We start from the raw sequence: 20,090 nt of genomic DNA, 5'->3' as shown, positions 1-20,090 counted from the left end.
GCTTTGAGCGCAATGTTTCATCGAAATTGCGCTCAAAGCTAGGAAATCAAATTTCATTTAACTGTAGATCATTTAAAAGAAGAATCGTTGTATATCGTTCCATGTAACGACCACCATTAAAATCATCAGTAGGACGATTCCTACAAAATGTACAATCCCTTCTTTTTGACGGTCAATTGGTTTACCACGTAGCGCTTCAAAACCAAAGAATAATAAACGACCTCCGTCAAGTGCTGGTAATGGAAGTAGGTTCATAATTCCTAAGTTAATACTTAGCATTGCTGCCCAATTCATTAAGTTCATAATACCATACTGGGCAACTTGCTCTGTTGCTTTATAAATACCTACAGGACCAGAAAGTGCATCGATTGTGAACTTACCAGTAATCAGCATACCTAATAGTTCAAATATTTTCACAGTCATATTATAGGTTTCTTGTGCTCCATAGACAACCGCCTTTATTGGGTTAAACTCCCTTGGGCTTTCATAGCGCACACCTATTTGACCATATTTTTCACCGTCCTGTTGGATTTCCTTCACGGTCATATTTAAGTTCACAGATTGTCCATTTCGATCAACTGTCACGGCAATATCTTCGTTTGGATGATCTTGAACGATAGCGGCTAAATCCTGCCATTTTTCAACAGCTTGTCCGTTAATAGATGTTACTCTATCTCCTGCAAGCATCCCTGCTTGTGCAGCTGGATCATTCTCTACTACTTCCGTGATGATTGGCTCATAAGTTGGTACTCCATGGATTAATCCAATCACTAAATAAATCACAAACGCAAGAATAAAGTTAAACAAAGGACCTGCAAAGATGGTCATCGCTCGTTGACCAACTGTTTTTGCATTAAATTGACGATCCTGTGGTGCAATGACCAGTTCACGACCATTTTCCACAAGAACACAATCTCTAGCTACTTGATAACGAACTAAACGTTCTTCTTCATCATAGCCCTCTACAAATAACTCCTTCTCTAAATCAGCACGTTCAACTTCTAAAAATAATAAATCTGGTAACTGCTTATTATTTTGATTGAAAATAATTTTTTTAACAATATTATCCTCATTCACAATAAGCCCTATTCGGTAGCCCGGCTGTAATTCAGTGCCATCCATATCCTCGCCGGCCATACGTACGTATCCCCCGATAGGTAATAATCGAATGGTATACATTGTTTCTCCATGTGTTCTCCCATAAATTTTGGGACCCATTCCGATAGCAAATTCACGTACTAAAATGCCTGCACGTTTGGCGAATAAGAAATGTCCAAGTTCATGGAAGAAGACGAGCATGCCAAATATTAATATAAATGCAATGGCTGTTTGCATATTACCCCACCTTTAATAGCGATTAGTTAACGATACAGTGCTTTCGTTATTTTACCATGTCTAACACTATTTTTCTTGTCTCACTATCCACATGTAATATGGTTTGTAAATCTGGTATTGCAATGTTTTGGTGTGCTTGCATCACACGCTCAATCGTCTCATCAATTTCAAGGAATGTGATTTTCCCTTGTAAAAAGGCTGCAACTGCTGCTTCGTTTGCTGCATTCATCGCTGTCAAAATGGTACCACCCATACGACCAGCCTCATATGCTAAACGTAAAGCAGGGTATCGCTCAAAGTCCATCTCTTGAAAATGTAGTTGACCAATTTGCGCTAAATTTAGTCGCTGACCATTATGTAATGGTATACGATCTGGGTAGCTTAAAGCATATTGGATTGGCACACGCATATCTGGTGTACCTAGCTGAGCAATAACACTAGTATCATGATACTCAACTAGAGAGTGAATAATACTTTCTCTATGCAAAAGTACATCTATTTTATCATATGGCATATCAAATAAAACATGTGCTTCAATGACTTCTAATCCCTTATTCATCATTGTAGCGGAATCTATCGTAATTTTTGCACCCATAGACCAGTTCGGATGATTAAGTGCATCTGCGACCGTCACGTGTTTTAATTGCTCTCGCGTTTTATCACGGAAGCTACCACCAGAAGCAGTAATAATCAAACGTTCAATATTTTTCGGATTCTCGCCATTCATCGATTGGAAGATGGCAGAGTGTTCACTATCTACAGGCAAAATGGTTGCCTTGTATTTTTTCGCCTCTGCCATCACTATATGTCCAGCAGTTACAAGGGTTTCTTTATTAGCAATAGCAATCGTTTTGCCCATACGAATTGCTGCTAATGTTGATTCAAGCCCTACACTTCCAAGCACGGCATTGACTAGTACAGTCGAATCTGGGTGTGTTGCGACCTCTACAAGTCCTTTTGCTCCAAACGTAAATTGGATATTTGGAAACTCACTAGCAAGCGTAAGTGCGTCTTCTTCTAATTGCACTGAAACTAATTCGGGCTTTAATGTTTCAATCATTTCTCGCGTTTTCTCTAAGTTTTTCCCTGAAGAAAAAGCCACTAATTGAAAAGCATCACGTTGTTCTTTTAAAATATCGTAGGTTTGCCAACCGATTGAACCAGTAGCACCCAATAAACTAATTTTTTTCACAACAAATTGTCCCCTTTTTTCTATCTAAGCAAATGATTTAGCAAGCTGCCTTTTCGTATACAGATTAATTACCAAATAAATGTAGAAAATGAAGTAGTGGCACGACAAATAATAGACTATCAAAGCGATCTAAAATCCCGCCATGCCCTGGTAAAATATTGCCCGAATCTTTTACATCAAAATGACGTTTAATAGCGGACTCTACCAAATCGCCCATTTGACCAATGATTGAGGCAAAAATCGTTACAAAAACAAGTGATATATAACCATTTGCGAATGGGTAAATGAGTTGCATACCAACTGCAAAAATGACAGCAATGACAATTCCACCTATAAAACCCTCAATCGTTTTCTTTGGTGAGATTTCTGGCCATAACTTATTTTTTCCTAATTTTCTGCCTACAAAATAAGCACCGGAATCTGTTGTCCAAACCACTAATAAGCAATAAACAACATACTCTAATCCAACATTTCTTGTTTCAATTAAATAATGGAATCCTAATCCCACATAAAATGCACCTAATAAAATAAAACCAACTTCATCAAAAGTTATTTTATTTTTCACTAAAACCACGTAAATAAGAAGTAGCATCATGAGACCATAGACTACCATTAGATTAGACGAATAGCCTATTAATTCTACAACCTGTTCACTCCAGTCCTTCGGGATAACAAGTAAAATTAACGTGACCAGCCCTAAGAAGCCAGGTACAGAAAAAATGGAAATACCTTTCATTTTTAATATTTCATAAAAACCGACAATAGCCATTGCAAGCACAAGTATGGTAAACGGTACTTTGCCATAAATAACGAACGGAATAAAAAGTGCTGCTGCGATTATTGCCGTGATAATACGTTGTTTCAAGTTGTTTCTTCTCCCTTCAACCCACCGTAACGGCGATTACGTTTCTGATAGTTTTCCACCGCTTCCAGTAAGGTTTCCTCACTAAAATCTGGCCACAATGTATCTGTAAACCAAAATTCTGTATAGGCGAGCTGCCATAGCATAAAGTTACTTAATCGCACTTCACCACTTGTACGAATTAAAAGATCTGGCTCAGGTAAATGGGCCGTCATTAAATGAGATGTTAAGCAATCTTCTGTTATGTCTTGCATCGTTAATTGACCGTCCTGCACTTTCTGAAGCATCCTCTTCATGGCATTGACCATTTCAGAACGACTACCATAATTCAACGCAAAATTTAGAATAAGCCCTGTATTATGCTTCGTTTCTTCCATTGCCTCATACAACGCTTTTTGTGTATGGGCAGGTAATAAAGATGGGTCACCGATCATTTCGACACGTACATTACGCTCCATCATCTCTGGTAAAAAAGAACCTAAAAATTCAACAGGTAGCCGCATCAGAAAATCAACCTCAGGTTTTGGTCGCTTCCAATTTTCAGTGGAAAATGCATAGACAGTTAAGACTTTAATACCTAAGTCTGACGCAAATCTCGTTACCTTACGTACCGTCTTCATTCCTTCATGATGACCAGCAACACGTGGCATAGCTCGTTTCTTCGCCCAACGTCCATTTCCGTCCATAATAATCGCTACATGGGCAGGAATCGGCTCGCTTTTAGTTAGGGCCACACGCTCCTCCAATGATAGTGTATCCATATTTATTTGTTTACCTAATAGCTTTTTAAACATGCTAACTCCCCCACTACAACTAATCGGACGTATACTAACCTATCATAACAAACAAAAGCGCCTTTTGTCTTTTTTTTCCCTCTAAATTGACTATGTATGTACTAGCTTGTTTTAGAACTATACACATATTAAAGAATGAGTTTGTTAAAAAATCGATGATTGTATCATTAATGACCTTTTCACATTTCATAAATGCTCTCTACATGAGTAAGCAATTTGGCTATGAATAATAAAGAGAAAAGACGTCCTGTTAAGTATAGGACGCCTTCATCTCATCAAAAAGTTCCATCATAGACGTGTAAAAGTATAGTTTACACCTCTAAAATTTCTTTTTCTTTATCTTTCGCTACTTGATCTACTTTCACAATGAATTCATCTGTTAATTTTTGGATATCTTCACCAAAGCCACGTAGATCGTCTTCTGTGATTTCGCCAGCTTTTTCAAGTTTTTTCAAATCATCATTTGCATCACGACGAACATTACGTACAGCAATTTTTGCGTCTTCCGCTTCTTTTTTCACTTGTTTTACTAGATCCTTACGACGCTCTTCCGTTAGAGCTGGGATCATTAGACGAATGACAGAACCATCATTTGTTGGTGTGATACCAATATCTGATTTCATAATTGCTTTTTCAATATCACCTAAAATTGATTTATCGTAAGGTGTAATTACTAATAAACGCGCTTCAGGTACAGAAATACCCCCAAGTTGGTTAATTGGTGTTGGTGCTCCATAGTAATCAACCGAAATACGATCTAATAGAGATGCATTCGCACGACCTGCACGAATAGAAGCTAGTTCACGTGAGAAAGCAGCGATTGTTTTGTTCATTTTTTCTTTTGCTTGTTCTAATACTTGTTTAGCCATTATACATTCCTCCTAACAACTGTTCCGATTTTCTCGCCTTGTACAGCACGTTTAATGTTACCCGGCTCCGTAATTGAGAAAACAATTAGCGGGATATCGTTATCCATACATAAAGTAGAAGCCGTTGAATCCATTACTTGTAAGCCTTGTTGGATAACGTCTAAGTATGTGAGTGTATCATATTTAATGGCTGTCTCATCCAATTTAGGATCCGCTGAATAAACGCCATCAACATTGTTTTTAGCCATTAAAATTGCATCAGCGTCAATTTCTGCTGCTCGTAATGCGGCAGTCGTATCAGTAGAGAAGAACGGATTACCTGTCCCTGCTGCAAAGATAACGACACGCTTTTTCTCAAGATGTCTAACTGCTTTACGACGAATGTATGGCTCCGCTACTTGAGTCATCACAATAGAAGATTGAACACGTGTTTCAATGCCTAATTTTTCAAGTGCATCTTGTAAAGCTAGGGAGTTCATTACGGTTGCCAGCATGCCCATATAGTCCGCAGCTGCACGATCCATTCCCATTTCACTACCTATTTTCCCACGCCATATATTACCGCCACCTACAACAACAGCAACTTCTACATCAAGATCTACTACTTCTTTTACTTCTTCTGCAACAGACTTGATTATTTTTGGTGATAAACCGAAGCCCGCTTCTCCAGCTAACGCTTCACCACTTAGTTTAATAACTACTCGTTTATATTGCGGTACACTCATTGTAAACCTCCGTAAGACTTTATTTAAAACATCCCTATTCCCTTTTCCATTATAGTATATCTAACAATAATTGCTAGTTATGAATAAGGCAGAATAGAAAATTATCTTCAATTTTTCATTCACTTCGGAAAAATAGGGAACACGCTATGTTGTGTTCCCCATTTTTTTGTCTAGATAATCTAGATATTATTTGATTAGAATCAAATGCAAGCTAAATTAGTTACCTTTAACTTGGCTCATTACTTCTTCTGCAAAGTTATCTTCACGTTTTTCGATACCTTCACCAACAGCGTAACGTACAAAGCCGTTTACAGAACCGCCAGTTGAAGCTACAAAATCACGTACTTTTTGATCTGAGTTTTTAACGAAAGTTTGGTCAAGTAAGCAAACATCTTCGAAATATTTACCAAGACGACCTTCAACCATTTTTGCAACGATGTTTTCTGGTTTACCTTCGTTAAGAGCTTGTTCAGTTAATACTTTACGCTCACGTTCAACTTCTTCAGCAGAAACTTCATCGCGAGAAACATAAGTTGGGTTGATTGCTGCAATGTGCATAGCAACATCTTTAGCAGCTGCTGCATCAGTAGAACCTTCTAAAGTTACTAATACACCAATACGACCACCCATGTGTAAATAAGAACCGAATGCATCTGCATCAGATTTTGTTTTAATTTCGAAACGACGAAGTGTAATTTTTTCACCAATTGTTGCAATAGCAGTAGAGATTTGATCTACAATTTTCACGCCTTCAGCATTTGCAAGCTCTAAAGCAGCTTCAACTGATGCAGGTTTAGCAGCAAGTAATTGCTCTGCTAAAGATGCAACTAATACTTGGAATTTGTCGTTTTTCGCAACAAAGTCAGTTTCAGCGTTTACTTCAAGGATGATTGCTTCGTTACCTTGTTCTAAAATGTAAGTTGTACCTTCCGCAGCGATACGGTCAGCTTTTTTAGCAGCTGAAGAAAGACCTTTTTCGCGTAGGAAGTCGATAGCTGCTTCTAAGTCGCCATCTGTTTGTACTAACGCTTTTTTACAATCCATCATACCAGCGCCAGTTTTTTCACGTAATTCTTTTACTAATTGTGCAGTAATGTTTGCCATTTAGTGTTTCCTCCTCAAATTGGTTGAACATAATTTAATGATAGGTTCTAAAAAAGGTGATAAGGGTTCTGAGCCACTTATCACCTTTTTGTAAACGTGAATTACTCAGCAGCAACTTCTACAGCTGGAGCTTCTTCTTCACCTTGTTTTGACTCGATTAAAGCGTCAGCCATTTTAGCAGTTAAAAGTTTAACAGCGCGAATAGCATCATCATTAGCAGGGATTACGTAGTCGATTTCATCTGGATCACAGTTCGTATCAACAATACCTACTAGAGGGATGTTTAATTTACGAGCTTCTGCAACCGCAATACGTTCTTTACGTGGGTCAACCACGAACATTACGTCTGGAAGATCGTGCATATCACGGATACCGCCTAAGAATTTGATTAGACGTTCGTGTTCTTTTTTAAGTTGGATTACTTCTTTTTTAGGAAGAACTTCGAAAGTTCCTTCTTCTTCCATTTTTTCGATTTGTTTCATACGTGCAACACGTTTTTGAATTGTACCGAAGTTTGTAAGAGTACCACCTAACCAACGTTGGTTGATGTAGTAGTTGCCTGAACGTTCAGCTTCATCTTTGATCGCTTCTTGTGCTTGTTTTTTCGTACCAACGAAAAGAACTTTACCACCGTCTTGACCAACTTGACGCATGAAGTCATAAGCTTCCTCTAATTTTTTAACAGTTTTTTGTAAGTCGATGATGTAGATCCCGTTACGTTCAACGAAGATATATTTCTTCATTTTTGGGTTCCAACGACGAGTTTGGTGACCGAAATGTACACCAGCTTCAAGTAATTGTTTCATAGAAATTACTGACATGTGAATTTCCTCCTAATATGTTTGGTTTTTATCCTCCGCATTTATCATCTGCAACAAGCTACCCTAAGCTTAGAGCACCACTTACTACATCAAAATGCGTGTGTATTAATAACACCATTTGCAACTATATCATAGCTTTGAACGATTCGCAACAATTTAGTAATGGAATTTCAGTAAAAGCTCGATTTCTGTTTTGCCTTTTTGCAGTTGTTTCGCTATTTCCTCTGGTGATTTTCCCTGCTTTGCTAATTCTAGAACCTGCTGTTCCACTGTCAGCAATTTTTCTGGTTCTTTTTGCTCCTCCACTTTTAGAGGTGGGGCTGATTGCACCATTTTTGAACCTGTTTGTTGCTGACGTGAATAAGCATTTGCGACAATATTTTTAGGTACATAGATACGAGCATCTTTATCTAAGGCTAGAGAACTATCACTTTTTACCTCATGTACTACTGGTAGAGGCGACTGCTCCTGAGTTGCCACATATTGCTCGGTTTGCTGCATGCTACTAGCCGTTATTTCAGACTGTGAGACATTTTGTAACTCTTTAATAAGACGGTCATTTTCATCTTTCATTTCAGCTAAATACACACTAATGGTGTCGTCCATTTCCCTCATTAATCGTTCTTGCTTCTTTTCCAAATCTTTAAACTTTGCTAACTTTGTGTTTAAAATGATAAGAAAGTAAAATGAAATGAGCTGTAAAAAGAATAGCACCGCTATTAGAATGGTTGTCATTGTAAACTCCTATCCACTAAAATCCACGAAATTCCCTTTAAACGGATGTTGTGCCTGTTTTTCTTGTTGATCCTTTTTTTTCTTTTTATGAATACCTGTTAAATATTCACCGCCTGCATCTTCATCCTCACTAATTTCATCCATATCTTCAGATGTATTGACAATTTTCTGTTGACGCTCAACTTCTTTTTTTAATGCTTCATTTGCATGTGCTTGTTGGGCTAATACTTGTTGCTGTGCCTGATCTGCCATTTTTCCTGCTTCAAATGTTTTTGGAATAGCAATCTGTAACTCAACACCTTTTAAACTCATTGGAATCTCTCCCTCAAGGATATTTACGCATTAATCATTTCACTCGATAATAGCTTTCGTAGCTTTAATAGCGCTTTTGAATGAATTTGTGAAATGCGTGATGTTGATAGTTCAAGCATTTCACCAATTTCAGTCAAAGTTAATTCCTCTGTGTAAAATAAACTTAGTACAAGCTGTTCTTTTTCATTGAGTTTCTGAATATTTTCAGCTAAATCATCTAATAACTCTGATTTAATGATAGCTTGCTCAGGTGTTTTGGTTGTATCATCTCGGATGACAAATGACTTGCCATCTGTTTCTTCTTGATCTTGTTGTTCATTAATAGAAAGAACATTGGAAAAAAAATGCTCCTGCACCGTCTGATAAACATCTTCAACAGGTAACTTCATATGCTCCGCAAGTTCCTCAGGTGTTACATGACGCATATATTTTTGCTCTAGCTGTTCAATTTGAGCATCTAATTTTTTGGCTTTTTCGCGTGCTGACCGCGGTAACCAGTCTTCTTTTCGTAAACCATCTATGATGGCTCCTCTTACTCTAAACGAAGCATATGTATCAAATTTTAAATCTCTGTTAATGTCAAATTTATTTAGTGCATCAAAAAGCCCTACCATCCCTAAACTCGTTAAATCGTCACGTGATACGCTTTTTGGCAAACCTGCACCAATACGTTGGACATGATAAGATACTAAAGAAATGTATTTTTTTATAAGTAAATCACCAGCATCTGGATCACGCTCATGTATCCAGCGATTCCATAGTTTTTGCTCATCGTTCAGAATTGGTTGTGTCATGAAATCCACCTCTCTAAAAAACGCTTTTTCACGCCCTTTTGCCAACGACTACTTGCGCTCTTAAAATTTATCATTTAACAGGATTTCTCGGTTATTTAAAAAAATCCACATTTAAGCTAATCTAGACGTGAGCCCTGAATAGTTAAAAGCCCGATAAGCAGTTGCCATCTTTCCTATATTATAACAAGAATCGACTATAATTTCATTTGTTTCTCTTAGTCTCTAATATATTCCTTTGTTTTTTAAAGACATAGAAAAACTGTACCCTCATTGTGTAATGACACTTGGATACAGTTTTGTATGATAAAGCTTATAGTTTATAAAGCTACTGGATTCTTTTTATATGATTTTTGAGTAGCCATACTGACGAGCAACATAACCATAACATTGAGCAAAAGAGCGATGATCCCTACATTGACATCTTTCATCCAATGTGGAAGCAACGGAAACGAAGTGGCAATGGTCGTTTTTGACAGCGTAATATAGGCTACGGCTGCTTCACCCATTATGATACCTGCAAAGGCCCCTTGCTTTGTCACAAAATTATTTTTCATCAGACTAAACATCAGAGACGGAAACAGTTGTGTCACCATACTTGCACCCATCGTTCCACTTTGAAATGTGAAGAACAGTGCGATTAATGCAACGAAAGGTACTAAAAACTTTGCTAACTGAACAATTTGTTTTTATGTAGCAGTTGGTACAAATACACCATAAACATTTTTTGCTAGTAATGTAGCGACAGACAGTAACAGCATTGAGCCTGGAACTAATGCTGGTAGTACGCCAGCAGCTCCAATGACACCATGACCCATGGATCGAAAGCCATTTTAGATAAACGTAATAGCGATAAGTCAACTTCATCACCTTGCAAAGTCGGAATTTGAAGAATCGCAGCAAATCCAACAAGAAATACAAAGAGCAATATCAATTGATATAATGGCATAATAATTGTATTTTTGCGGAATGCTTTTTCACTTTTACCTGCATATATCGCACCAAATGCATGTGGGTACATATAAAACCCAAGCGAGGTTAGTAATACTGTAGAAATAAACCATGTCGGACTTAACCCTTCACTAGGTATGGAATGATGCTAATAGTTTGATAAGTTTCAAAGTATGTTCTCCTTTCAAATTTACAATCGACAATGATTGTCCTACTCAACTGCATTCAGTTCACCTGCAACTACGTTTCCCTTATACATAACAGCGGGGCGTCTAGATCTTCTAGCTATTGCTTCAGCTGAACAACTTGCTTCTACAAATACCATGCTTGCTTCATCACCAATGTTTGGCCAGATTCGTTTCCCCATCTGATCTAAAGGTGTTTTACCATTCGTAATAAAGCCTAGTGTTTGAGCTAATGATTGCTCGTCAATCCAGTTAAATCGCTCTGCCATACGGCTTGCTCGGTCAAGAATATCGCCATTTCCAAAAGGAGACCAAGAATCAAAAATATTATCACACCCTATAGCAATGGGCACTCCCTTTTTTCTCAATAAATCAATTGGAGGTATAGGGCCATGAATAGGCACACTCGTAATAAGCGATATATTCGATGCTACTAGCATGTCAGCTACATCTTCTGCCTCAGCTAAAGAAACCTCCCCTAACCCGTAGGCATGGCTAATGGTTACTCTTCCCTGCCAGCCTGCATCTTCTGTAAGTGCTGCTAAACGTCTCATCGTAAAAATTCCAAGATGACTTGGATCGTGTAAATGTAGATCAATACCAACATTTGCTTCCACAGCAATATCCATCATTTGCTGTAAAGATGCCTCAATATCACCTTCTATAACAGCAGGGTCGACTCCACCTACCAAATTAGCCCCTTCACGTAAAGCTGCTCTCACTAAATCTTTTGAGTTTGTACGTAGTAAACCATGCTGTGGAAAGGCTACAATCTCATGTGATAATCTTCCATCAAATGTTGTCAATGCTTGCTGTACAGCTTCTAAATAATGAAGTCCTGCTTCAGGATAAATATCAACATGGGTACGAATATGCGTTGATCCAGCATTTACTAATACTTGTAAAAGCGCCTCTGCTCTTTCTTTAGTTGTTGTTGCTAAAGTAGGTAGCAAATTTTTTTCAAAGTTGCAGCGCTCGATTCGGTTGGCTACTTGACGACAGGATCTCCAAGAGTCTCCAATCAATGTTTTATCTAAATGACAATGTTTTTCTATAAATGAGGGAAGAATTAATAAGTTTCTTGCATCTTTTTTAGGTAGTTGATCGCTTAATGGCGTACGAGCAGCAACAATAGCTGTAATAAAGCCATTATCTATTAAAATATGAACCTTTTCCGTGATGGTCTCAATGGCTACATCATCCTCATAGTGAAAACCACTTTCTAATAGCGCATTTGTAATCCAAAATGTAGAGCCCTGCATAATCCGCTTCACCTTTCCTCTATCAATTATTAAAATATTAAGAAAATTAAATTCAAAAAAATTATCAATTTAGATAGGGATGGTTTCTAATAGAAGCTAATAATACCATCCCTTATCAATAAGCTTTTGCTTTAAATCGAACTATAGACAAAGTTTCCATTGAATAGAGTTGCCTTGCGTTGAGATCTTCGAGCAATTGCTTCAGCAGAGCAAGAAGCCTCCACGAACACCATATTTGCACTATCTCCCACTTTTGGCCATGTTTGCTCACCCGCTTGATTGAGTGGGGTTTTTCCCCCTGTAATAAATTGAAGAGTTTGGGCTAATGAGCGTTCATCCCCCCAACCTGAGCTTTTTGCCAAACGACCAGCTCGTTCTAATAGATCTCCGTTACCAAATGGGGACCAAACATCAAAGATATTGTCACACCCAATTGCAACGGGTACTCCTTTACTGTGTAATAAACCAACAGGTGGGTACTTTCTACGTAGGGGTACACTCGTCACAATCGTAATTCCTGCATCACATAAGATGTCCGCCATTTCTTCTGCCTCAGTGCTTGAAACATCTCCAAGCCCAAAGGCATGGCTAATGGCTACTTTGCCTTGTAAACCAGCTTCTTTTGTTAATTGGGCTAATCTCTTCATGGTGAAAGTACCCAATTGGTCTGGGTCATGCAAATGCAAGTCAATTCCTGCGTTTCCTTCAACAGCGAGTTCCACCATTTGTTGTAGGGAAGCCTCAATATCACCATCCACTGTAGCTGGATCGACACCTCCGACAAATCCTGCCCCACAACGTAAAGCTTCCCTTATTAAATTGGTTGCCTTTGTTCGTAATAGACCATGTTGCGGAAAGGCAACGATTTCATAAGACAACTTCCCTTCAAAAGTTTGTAAAGCTTTTTGAACCTCCTCTAAATTTTTCAAACCTACCTCAGGATATAAATCCACATGCGTACGTACATGTGTAACGCCTAACTGCACATAACGACTAAGTAATTCCTCAGCGCGTTGCTGTGTAGTTGTATGCAAGGCTGGAAGTACCTCTTTTTCAATTTCACAACGTTCGAAAATATTGTTCACAGGTGTAACTGCCCGCCATTGGTCACTCAAGAGAGTTTTATCCAAATGACAATGTTTTTCTATAAAAGAAGGCAATGCTAATAGCTGTTTCATATCTTTTTTTGGGTAATCATCATTTAATAGGCTATTAGCAGAAACTATTTCTGCAATTTTTCCATCTTTAATGAATAGATGAAAACAAGCCGTATTCGTTTTGGTAATCGTGTCGTTTTCAAAATGATAATCCGTTTCAAGACGTACATTTGTTAACCAAAAAGTAGAGTTCATTTCAGATTTATCCTTTCCTCTTCAATAATTAAAGCCCGCCCGCAACTATTTTTCCTTTAAAGAGAACTGCCACTCTTCTTGCTCTCCTTGCTACTGCTTCTGCTGAACAAGTTGCTTCAACAAACACGACATTCGCTGCATCTCCAATATTCGGCCAAAGGAGCTGTCCTTCATTGCTTAAAGGTGTTACGCCTCCCGTAATATACTTTAGACTTTGACCAAGTGAACGTTCATCACTTAAACCAAAGCGTTCAGCTAGCGTACCCACTTTTTCTAAGCTGTCACCTATACCAAACGGTGACCAGTGATCCGTAATGCTATCATCACCTAAAGAGATTTGAACACCCTTTTGATCTAATAGAGGAATAGGAATGGTATGATCCAATGGAACAGACGAGGTAATGTCAATACCATGATGTGCTAGTAACGCTGCGACTTCACTTGCTTCATTAATAGAAACATCAGCAAGGGCCATCGCATGACTAATTGTCACTCGACCTTGCCAACCCACTTCCTCTGTTAATGCGGCTAATCGTTTAAAGGTAAAAATACCAAGATGGCCAGGATCGTGGATATGCAGATCAACATTTGCATTAGCTTCCACCGCTAATTCCATCACCGTTTGTAAAGATTTTTCAATATTTTCATCGATCGTTGCTGGGTCTACACCACCTACTAGAGACGCTCCACTTCGCAAAGCTTCCCTTACTAAAGAAATGGAATCACTACGTAATAGCCCATGTTGCGGGAAAGCAACAATCTCTAAAGCAACTTTATCTTTGTAAGCCTCTTTAGCTCTTAAGACTGCTTCTAAATTTTTCAACCCAATAAACGGGTCAATATTACAATGCGTACGAATATGTGTTGAACCCGCATGTAACAGCAAATCAAGTATATTTTTTGCTCTTTCCTCTGCAACAGGCAATAAGCTAGGCAGTAGAATCTCTTCCTCTTTTAATCTTGTGATTAGACCTTCTGTTGGAATCGAAGGAGCCTTCCATGGCCCACCAAAATAGGTTTTATCAATATGAATATGCATATCTCTAAAAGAAGGGAGCATTAAATAACTATGTGCATCTCGCTTAGGTAAATCTGTTTCTAAAGGCTGATCTACACTTATAATTTGTGTTATTTTACCATTTTCGACTTGTATATTAAAAAGAGCCGTTTTTGTTTCTATAACGGCCCCATTATCGTAATGATAACCCGTTTCTAATCGTACATTTGTTAGCCAATACGCTGTTGGTATCATTAATTGAACCTCCCGAATTTTATTAAAGATTACTAGCTAGATGAACCATCTGAATGGCCCTCTCTTGATGGGGTAAAGATAGTTGATGGTAGACATAATTTTGACTAGGATTACTAGCATTAAAATAATAAACTGTAGAAATTTTAGAATAATAAATGGCACTCAAACACATAGGACATGGTTCTGTGCTTGCATACATTTCGCAACCTTCTAAATTGGTCGTTTTCAGTGCATGACAAGCTTGACGGATTGCTTGAATCTCTGCATGATTCGTCAAATCATTGGTGATTGCAACCTCATTTACACCAGAGCCAATCATCTGTCCATTTTTCACCACAATTGCACCAAAAGGAGCACCATGTTTTGTTCTTTCATTTTCCTTAGCTAAGTCAAGTGCTTGTTTCATAAAGTCATGTGATTTCATATCGTTTCCCTCCTAGAAATAGCGAATTCCTATTACCTTGTCATACATTAAAACGGGCCGTAATTGATAAAATGTGCGACGATGACTGCAGTCAAACCGATGAGAATGTGAATGGCAACCAGTGGCCAAATCCATTTCAACCAACGCACCCATGGGATACCAGCTAATGCAAGTGCTGCCATAAGTGGGCCATTTGTTGGGAAGATGATATTGCCAATGGCGTCCCCCATTGAAAAGCTAAGTACAGCTGTTTGACGTGTCACCCCTACAAGATCAGCAAGTGGTGCCATAATAGGCATCGTTAATGCTGCTTGACCACTTCCTGAAGGAACAAAAAAGTGAAGAATAAACTGTAAAAAATACATTCCTACAGCACTCAATACAGGTGGGAAATGATGAATTAAGGATGATGCATGAAATAATAATGTATCAATGACATGACCATCAGTTAACACGACAACAATTGCTCTCGCAACACCGATGATTAACGCCCCTGACAAAATACCACCTGCACCCTGCATAAATGCATTCACTGCTTTGTTTGCAGAAATTTTCCCTGCAAAAGCAATGACGATAGCTAGCAACGTAAAAATACCAGCAATTTCTGTAATATACCAACTGAACTTAATCACACCGAAAATAAGCACAACAAAATTTAGTAAGAAACAACCGAGGACAATCTTATGTGTAGTATTAAGTTGAACATTGGCTGTATCGTCTAATTTGTCGTACTTGCCAATTGGGAAAAATCCTTTTGAAGGATCACGTTTTATTTTTAAAGCATAGCGCTGAATATACCAAACAGAAACCAAATACGTAATAACAAACAACACAATACGATAGCCAATCCCTGAAAATGGCGGTAATTGAGCAATCCCCTGTGCAATCCCTACAGTAAATGGATTTAACACGGCTGTCATAAAACCAACAGATGCCCCAACCAATACAATAGCTGCCCCTGTAATAGCATCAAATCCAAGTGCGATGGCAATAGGCACCAAAATCCCAATATAGGCCAATGTTTCTTCAGCCATCCCTATTAATGTTCCTGCTAAGGCAAAAAACAGCATAATAATTGGAATCAACCATTTTTCTTTTTTGGCGAACTTTCTCGAAGCTGTGGCAATTAACGCTTCAACTGCTCCAGTTGCTGATAATACCCCCAATGTTCCACCAATAATCAGTACAAAGAAAATAATAGGTGCTGAATCTACCATTCCTGTATGAATAGATGTAATGAGCCCCATCAAACTAATTGGTGAAGATTCAATCGTCTGATACGTATCAGGCACTACTACATTTCTGCCATCCACATCTGACCGGGTATATTCACCAGTTGGTACAATGTAAGTAATAATAGTTGCAATCACTAACATTGATAAAATAAGGACAAAAACATTTATTTCTCTTATTTTCTTTTTTTTGTTTTGAAGATCATTTGACTGAACTGTAGTCATAACTCCACTTTCTCCCCTTTGCAGCTAAACTTTCTCTTAGTTGAAAAAATCTATCAAAATGTACAACCAAGATAAATCTGGTTTTTCCTAATGAATAGATTTTATTAAGATTAATTAATAGAATAAACAGTGATCGCAATTTAATTTGCAGAAAATTTCGTCTTTTTAAGTGATAACACGTTTAACCATGTATCGTTCCTGCAACAAGCTTTCCTTGAAAAAAAACAGCTATTCGTTTTACACGTCGAGCGATTGCTTCTGCTACACAGCCAGCTTCCACTAATACCATATTGGCCTCACTACCTTGAATGGGCCACATTCTATTGCCTTCCTTGTCTAATAATGTGATACCATTCGTGATATAACCAAGTGATTGATCTAAAGAATATTCATCTAACAAGTGGAATCTATTTGTTAAGCGGCCAACGCGCTCAAGCAAATCTCCATTACCAAATGGTCTCCAAGCATCGTAAATATTGTCACTTCCCACTGCAACTCGTACCCCTTTTTCCTTCAGCAGTGGAACAGGTGGCAAGGTAACATTATGTTGTAAAGCTGTCGTTATGGAAATACCTGCTTCCACTAGGAGGTCTGCCATTTCTTCAGCTTCAGTTAATGGAATTTGTCCTAATGCAAAAGCATGACTAATATTTACACGTCCTTGCCAGCCAGCATCCATTGTAAGTGCTGCTAACCGTTTCATTGTATAAATACCTAAGTAGTCACTATCATGTAGATGAAGATCTATTTCCGCATTTGTTTCCACAGCTAGATCCATCATTTGGAATAAGGACTCTTCAATATTGCAATCGACCGATGCAGGATCAACACCACCGACAATGCCTGCCCCAAGGCGCAATGCATCTCGAACCATGCTCTTAGCCTTCTTTCTAACTAAACCGTGCTGTGGAAAAGCAACTACTTCATAGGAAAGCCTCCCAGAAAAATGAGTCAATGCTTGCATAACTTCTACAATATTTTCAAGTCCTACTTCAGGGTAAATATCTACATGTGTTCGAACATGAGTAGACCCATTCTGTAGTAACTTATCTAATAAAACTATTGCCCGTTCTTCAGTAGTCATTGTCAATGCTATTAATTTATTATGTTCGAGCTTGCATTGATCAATAATGGATTCTTCCTGTTTTACAGCAACCCAAGGTCCACCTAGAAATGTTTTATCTAGATGAACATGTTTTTCAATAAAACTCGGCATGAGTAATTTCATTTTTCCGTCAATTTTTTCGATATTGCTGTCTACTGGTTGATCTGCTGATAAGATATTCACTATGATCCCTTCTTTAATATGAAGGTGACAAAGCTCGGTTGTCGTACCTACAATGACACTTCTGTCCTTCTCATAGCTTTTTTCAAGAAGCACATTCATTAACCAATACTCTTGCTGCATCACCATTCCTCCATATGTGACTTGTTTTTAGCTGTTTTTCACCCTATTCTTTTGATTGACTTCCAGGACAAGGCATTTGTTATGACAAACTACATTTTTTATATAATTTGTAGTTTTCTGATTAAAGGCTTTTCCTTTGTACAAATATGCTAACATGAAGAGTGTATATATGAATAATATAAAAAAAATTAATTTTACTTAAGTTTTTCATATACTATAAACTTCAAAGCCAAATAAAAAAAGAGTCGCTATTCACGACTCTCTCTTTTACGCATTCACTTGTTGGTCTTCTTCTCGATTCATCATCGTTCGTACTACTTGTGCAATTTCCTCAGAATTCTCATCTTGAAATTCAACCGTGGAATTAGCTGTTGGCGCTTCTTGTGTTACGCCTTCTGTTGAATCAAGTTCCTTTTCATCTAAATCATCTTCAACTGCTTCCTCATCTACCTCTGGTGTAAACAAGATGTAAGCAATTAAAAAACGTACAATAAACATTACAAAAAATACGATGATTGCTACAATAAATGAGCCAATCAGGATTCGCAGGGGCGTATATGATTCTTGAAATGTACTAAAAAAATAAATAGAAAAGGCAATTAATGCTCCCCATAGGTTGTAAAATATAGAACCAAACATTAGATTTCGCTCACTCCCTGGTTAACTGTTCGAATATGTAATATCGACGTTGCAGGATTAAATTCAATCGTTCTACCACTATTTCCACCAGTATCCTCGGCCACTAAAGGGATTCCATGTCTCTTTAATTCATTTTTGACAGCTTCTACATTGCGGGGACCGATACGCATTGTATCTTTGTCAGAAGTAAATTGGAACATCTGCGCACCCCCTGCAATTTTTGCTTTGAGTTTAAATTTTTGAACGCCTTCTAACTTTAATAAATCAACCATTGCAGCAATGCCTGAATCTGCAAATTTTGCGACATTGATTGACTCAGCTCTTCCTAAGCTTGAATCTGGTAACATCACATGGATTAAACCAGCAATTTTTTTTGACTCATCATACAAAATAACACCAACACATGAACCAAGACCCGAAGTTCGAATCGTGTTAGGTAGCTTTACTACATCCATTTGTGCAATTCCCACTTTAATCACTTGTCCACTACTATTGCTTAACATCATCATGAAACCCCTAATGCTTTAAAAATCGCATCAAATGAGTCAGGATCTGGTAGTAGGAAGAAATGGCCTCTCACCGTTTCAAGGTCTTCCACACCTTCTTCAAAAATGGATGTATTTATAACAATAACATTATCACTGACATGAGATAATTCTATTAAACCAATACTTATTATAGCTCCAAACATATCAACACTTAGACCTGGCACAGTCGGGTAAATTTTCAAGTTAGTAAAATCTGATAGGGCTGATAAATAGGAGCCCGATAAAATATTTCCCATTTCTTGCATAGCTGATAAACCTAACTCTGAAACAGGTCGTTTTTCAAAGTCAAATGAGTCATCGAAAATGAGTCGACGGATAAAGCGGTTTGCTTGTTCGATAGGTAAAATAAAGAACATACTCCCCTCTGCATCACCTTCAATACGAAGGTAAATGCCAACAACGACGTTTTCTGATCCGCCAGCCAACTCCATCATATCGTTAAAGGATACCATTTCTACCTTTGGAACACGCATATCTATTTTTTTCCCAAGTAAATTGGAAAGTGCTGTCGCGGCATGCGCAGCACCAATGTTTCCAATTTCCTTTAATACATCTAAATGTAGCGATGTTATTTTTTGATTAAATGTCATTATCGATCCCTACTTTAGTGGATTTAATACTTTTTCTAAATGTAATAAGATTAATAATCGCTTTTCTACTTTAGCAACGCCTGAAATAAATTCTTCTTCAAGTGAGCCAACAACTTCTGGTTGCGGTTCAATAGCACTTGCAGGAATATCAATAACGTCGTTAGCAGAATCTACTACAAAGCCTACTTCCATATCTTCTAATGAAATAATGATAATACGTGTTGTTTCTTCATGTTCAGAGATTGGTAATTCAAAACGTTCACGTAAATCAACAATCGGCGTGACAACACCTCGTAGATTGATTACACCTTTTACATAATTCGCTGTTTTCGGTACACGTGTGATATGCATTAACTTCTCGATTCCTTGTACATGAGACACAGGAATTGCATATTCTTTATCTGCTAATTGAAAAACAATTACTTTAATACTTTCTTGCTCCACTGCATTTGTCATACTTTACACCTCTCTTATTCATTCAC

The 20,090-nt window shown here is 37.9% G+C and carries 21 protein-coding genes and 1 pseudogene; all 22 read right to left on the bottom strand.

Features of this window, described 5'->3' with window-relative positions; genetic code table 11:
* Positions 1 to 72: 72 nt before the first annotated feature.
* The 22 genes and pseudogenes from rseP to MHB40_RS05500 all read right to left on the bottom strand — a co-directional run bounded on the left by rseP (position 73) and on the right by MHB40_RS05500 (position 20,064).
* Entirely contained in the window at positions 73 to 1,335 is a 1,263-nt protein-coding gene (rseP, locus tag MHB40_RS05605; RefSeq protein ID WP_342534087.1) for an RIP metalloprotease RseP, read from the bottom strand.
* A 46-nt stretch (positions 1,336 to 1,381) separates the two neighbouring features.
* Complete coding sequence (gene dxr / locus MHB40_RS05600) at positions 1,382 to 2,527, bottom strand: 1-deoxy-D-xylulose-5-phosphate reductoisomerase (RefSeq protein ID WP_342442711.1); 1,146 nt, start codon at positions 2,525 to 2,527, stop codon at positions 1,382 to 1,384.
* Positions 2,528 to 2,591: 64 nt separating this feature from the next.
* Positions 2,592 to 3,392 (bottom strand): phosphatidate cytidylyltransferase, encoded by an 801-nt coding sequence (locus MHB40_RS05595; RefSeq protein WP_205441981.1) that lies wholly within the window; start codon positions 3,390 to 3,392, stop codon positions 2,592 to 2,594.
* Positions 3,389 to 4,183 (bottom strand): isoprenyl transferase, encoded by a 795-nt coding sequence (locus tag MHB40_RS05590; RefSeq protein ID WP_205441980.1) that lies wholly within the window; start codon positions 4,181 to 4,183, stop codon positions 3,389 to 3,391. The genes MHB40_RS05595 and MHB40_RS05590 overlap by 4 nt, the downstream gene beginning before the upstream one ends.
* 311 nt (positions 4,184 to 4,494) lie before the next feature.
* A complete protein-coding gene (gene frr, locus MHB40_RS05585; protein ID WP_205441979.1) occupies positions 4,495 to 5,052 on the bottom strand; it encodes a ribosome recycling factor in 558 nt (185 codons plus the stop codon).
* On the bottom strand, positions 5,052 to 5,777 hold the full coding sequence (gene pyrH / locus MHB40_RS05580) for a UMP kinase (protein ID WP_205441977.1): 726 nt from the start codon (positions 5,775 to 5,777) through the stop codon (positions 5,052 to 5,054). Before pyrH ends, frr begins: the two co-directional genes overlap by 1 nt.
* 216 nt (positions 5,778 to 5,993) lie before the next feature.
* Positions 5,994 to 6,881: a translation elongation factor Ts gene (tsf, locus tag MHB40_RS05575; protein WP_016994555.1), complete on the bottom strand. Its 888-nt coding sequence runs from the start codon at positions 6,879 to 6,881 to the stop codon at positions 5,994 to 5,996.
* A 101-nt stretch (positions 6,882 to 6,982) separates the two neighbouring features.
* Positions 6,983 to 7,702: a 30S ribosomal protein S2 gene (rpsB, locus tag MHB40_RS05570; RefSeq protein WP_008180715.1), complete on the bottom strand. Its 720-nt coding sequence runs from the start codon at positions 7,700 to 7,702 to the stop codon at positions 6,983 to 6,985.
* A 156-nt stretch (positions 7,703 to 7,858) separates the two neighbouring features.
* Positions 7,859 to 8,437, bottom strand: a complete 579-nt coding sequence (locus MHB40_RS05565) for a hypothetical protein (protein WP_342442710.1) — start codon at positions 8,435 to 8,437, stop codon at positions 7,859 to 7,861.
* A 9-nt stretch (positions 8,438 to 8,446) separates the two neighbouring features.
* Positions 8,447 to 8,749 (bottom strand): RNA polymerase subunit sigma, encoded by a 303-nt coding sequence (locus tag MHB40_RS05560; RefSeq protein WP_342442709.1) that lies wholly within the window; start codon positions 8,747 to 8,749, stop codon positions 8,447 to 8,449.
* 23 nt (positions 8,750 to 8,772) lie between these two features.
* Positions 8,773 to 9,543, bottom strand: coding sequence for a FliA/WhiG family RNA polymerase sigma factor (locus MHB40_RS05555; RefSeq protein ID WP_205441974.1), 771 nt, complete (start codon positions 9,541 to 9,543; stop codon positions 8,773 to 8,775).
* Positions 9,544 to 9,860: 317 nt separating this feature from the next.
* A pseudogene (locus MHB40_RS05550) lies at positions 9,861 to 10,633 on the bottom strand (sodium:solute symporter family protein); the annotation flags it as partial.
* A gap of 69 nt (positions 10,634 to 10,702) precedes the next feature.
* Complete coding sequence (locus tag MHB40_RS05545) at positions 10,703 to 11,938, bottom strand: amidohydrolase (protein ID WP_342534086.1); 1,236 nt, start codon at positions 11,936 to 11,938, stop codon at positions 10,703 to 10,705.
* A 131-nt stretch (positions 11,939 to 12,069) separates the two neighbouring features.
* Positions 12,070 to 13,290, bottom strand: coding sequence for an amidohydrolase (locus MHB40_RS05540; RefSeq protein WP_342534085.1), 1,221 nt, complete (start codon positions 13,288 to 13,290; stop codon positions 12,070 to 12,072).
* 28 nt (positions 13,291 to 13,318) lie between these two features.
* Entirely contained in the window at positions 13,319 to 14,542 is a 1,224-nt protein-coding gene (locus tag MHB40_RS05535) for an amidohydrolase (protein WP_342534084.1), read from the bottom strand.
* Positions 14,543 to 14,564: 22 nt separating this feature from the next.
* On the bottom strand, positions 14,565 to 14,966 hold the full coding sequence (locus MHB40_RS05530) for a nucleoside deaminase (protein ID WP_342442706.1): 402 nt from the start codon (positions 14,964 to 14,966) through the stop codon (positions 14,565 to 14,567).
* Between the two features lie 47 nt (positions 14,967 to 15,013).
* Positions 15,014 to 16,423 (bottom strand): C4-dicarboxylate ABC transporter permease, encoded by a 1,410-nt coding sequence (locus MHB40_RS05525; RefSeq protein WP_342534083.1) that lies wholly within the window; start codon positions 16,421 to 16,423, stop codon positions 15,014 to 15,016.
* A gap of 181 nt (positions 16,424 to 16,604) precedes the next feature.
* Positions 16,605 to 17,831: an amidohydrolase gene (locus tag MHB40_RS05520; RefSeq protein WP_342534082.1), complete on the bottom strand. Its 1,227-nt coding sequence runs from the start codon at positions 17,829 to 17,831 to the stop codon at positions 16,605 to 16,607.
* A 267-nt stretch (positions 17,832 to 18,098) separates the two neighbouring features.
* Positions 18,099 to 18,470, bottom strand: coding sequence for a hypothetical protein (locus tag MHB40_RS05515; protein WP_342442703.1), 372 nt, complete (start codon positions 18,468 to 18,470; stop codon positions 18,099 to 18,101).
* On the bottom strand, positions 18,470 to 18,973 hold the full coding sequence (locus MHB40_RS05510) for a chemotaxis protein CheD (protein ID WP_205447315.1): 504 nt from the start codon (positions 18,971 to 18,973) through the stop codon (positions 18,470 to 18,472). Before MHB40_RS05510 ends, MHB40_RS05515 begins: the two co-directional genes overlap by 1 nt.
* Positions 18,974 to 18,975: 2 nt before the next feature.
* Positions 18,976 to 19,608: a chemotaxis protein CheC gene (locus MHB40_RS05505; protein ID WP_205441964.1), complete on the bottom strand. Its 633-nt coding sequence runs from the start codon at positions 19,606 to 19,608 to the stop codon at positions 18,976 to 18,978.
* 9 nt (positions 19,609 to 19,617) lie between these two features.
* Positions 19,618 to 20,064, bottom strand: a complete 447-nt coding sequence (locus MHB40_RS05500; protein WP_205441962.1) for a chemotaxis protein CheW — start codon at positions 20,062 to 20,064, stop codon at positions 19,618 to 19,620.
* Positions 20,065 to 20,090 lie beyond the last annotated feature (26 nt).

The sequence above is a fragment of the Lysinibacillus sp. FSL K6-0057 genome (assembly GCF_038630885.1).
Lineage (GTDB): Bacteria > Bacillota > Bacilli > Bacillales_A > Planococcaceae > Lysinibacillus > Lysinibacillus fusiformis_F.
The sequence above is the reverse complement of the archived record's forward strand: the minus strand, read 5'-3'. Positions and strand labels throughout refer to the sequence as shown.

What these genes read in the sequence shown, in the direction of transcription:
- MHB40_RS05555 (WP_205441974.1), bottom strand. Translation starts at nt 9,543, where the DNA reads ATGACACAACCAATTCTGAACGATGAGCAAAAACTATGGAATCGCTGG.
- MHB40_RS05540 (WP_342534085.1), bottom strand. Translation starts at nt 13,290, where the DNA reads ATGAACTCTACTTTTTGGTTAACAAATGTACGTCTTGAAACGGATTAT.
- MHB40_RS05510 (WP_205447315.1), bottom strand. Translation starts at nt 18,973, where the DNA reads ATGTTAAGCAATAGTAGTGGACAAGTGATTAAAGTGGGAATTGCACAA.
- MHB40_RS05525 (WP_342534083.1), bottom strand. Translation starts at nt 16,423, where the DNA reads ATGACTACAGTTCAGTCAAATGATCTTCAAAACAAAAAAAAGAAAATA.
- frr (WP_205441979.1), bottom strand. Translation starts at nt 5,052, where the DNA reads ATGGCTAAACAAGTATTAGAACAAGCAAAAGAAAAAATGAACAAAACA.
- MHB40_RS05520 (WP_342534082.1), bottom strand. Translation starts at nt 17,831, where the DNA reads ATGCAGCAAGAGTATTGGTTAATGAATGTGCTTCTTGAAAAAAGCTAT.
- MHB40_RS05545 (WP_342534086.1), bottom strand. Translation starts at nt 11,938, where the DNA reads ATGCAGGGCTCTACATTTTGGATTACAAATGCGCTATTAGAAAGTGGT.
- tsf (WP_016994555.1), bottom strand. Translation starts at nt 6,881, where the DNA reads ATGGCAAACATTACTGCACAATTAGTAAAAGAATTACGTGAAAAAACT.
- pyrH (WP_205441977.1), bottom strand. Translation starts at nt 5,777, where the DNA reads ATGAGTGTACCGCAATATAAACGAGTAGTTATTAAACTAAGTGGTGAA.
- MHB40_RS05535 (WP_342534084.1), bottom strand. Translation starts at nt 14,542, where the DNA reads ATGATACCAACAGCGTATTGGCTAACAAATGTACGATTAGAAACGGGT.
- MHB40_RS05505 (WP_205441964.1), bottom strand. Translation starts at nt 19,608, where the DNA reads ATGACATTTAATCAAAAAATAACATCGCTACATTTAGATGTATTAAAG.
- MHB40_RS05500 (WP_205441962.1), bottom strand. Translation starts at nt 20,064, where the DNA reads ATGACAAATGCAGTGGAGCAAGAAAGTATTAAAGTAATTGTTTTTCAA.
- rseP (WP_342534087.1), bottom strand. Translation starts at nt 1,335, where the DNA reads ATGCAAACAGCCATTGCATTTATATTAATATTTGGCATGCTCGTCTTC.
- MHB40_RS05515 (WP_342442703.1), bottom strand. Translation starts at nt 18,470, where the DNA reads ATGTTTGGTTCTATATTTTACAACCTATGGGGAGCATTAATTGCCTTT.
- MHB40_RS05565 (WP_342442710.1), bottom strand. Translation starts at nt 8,437, where the DNA reads ATGACAACCATTCTAATAGCGGTGCTATTCTTTTTACAGCTCATTTCA.
- rpsB (WP_008180715.1), bottom strand. Translation starts at nt 7,702, where the DNA reads ATGTCAGTAATTTCTATGAAACAATTACTTGAAGCTGGTGTACATTTC.
- MHB40_RS05560 (WP_342442709.1), bottom strand. Translation starts at nt 8,749, where the DNA reads ATGAGTTTAAAAGGTGTTGAGTTACAGATTGCTATTCCAAAAACATTT.
- MHB40_RS05590 (WP_205441980.1), bottom strand. Translation starts at nt 4,183, where the DNA reads ATGTTTAAAAAGCTATTAGGTAAACAAATAAATATGGATACACTATCA.
- MHB40_RS05530 (WP_342442706.1), bottom strand. Translation starts at nt 14,966, where the DNA reads ATGAAATCACATGACTTTATGAAACAAGCACTTGACTTAGCTAAGGAA.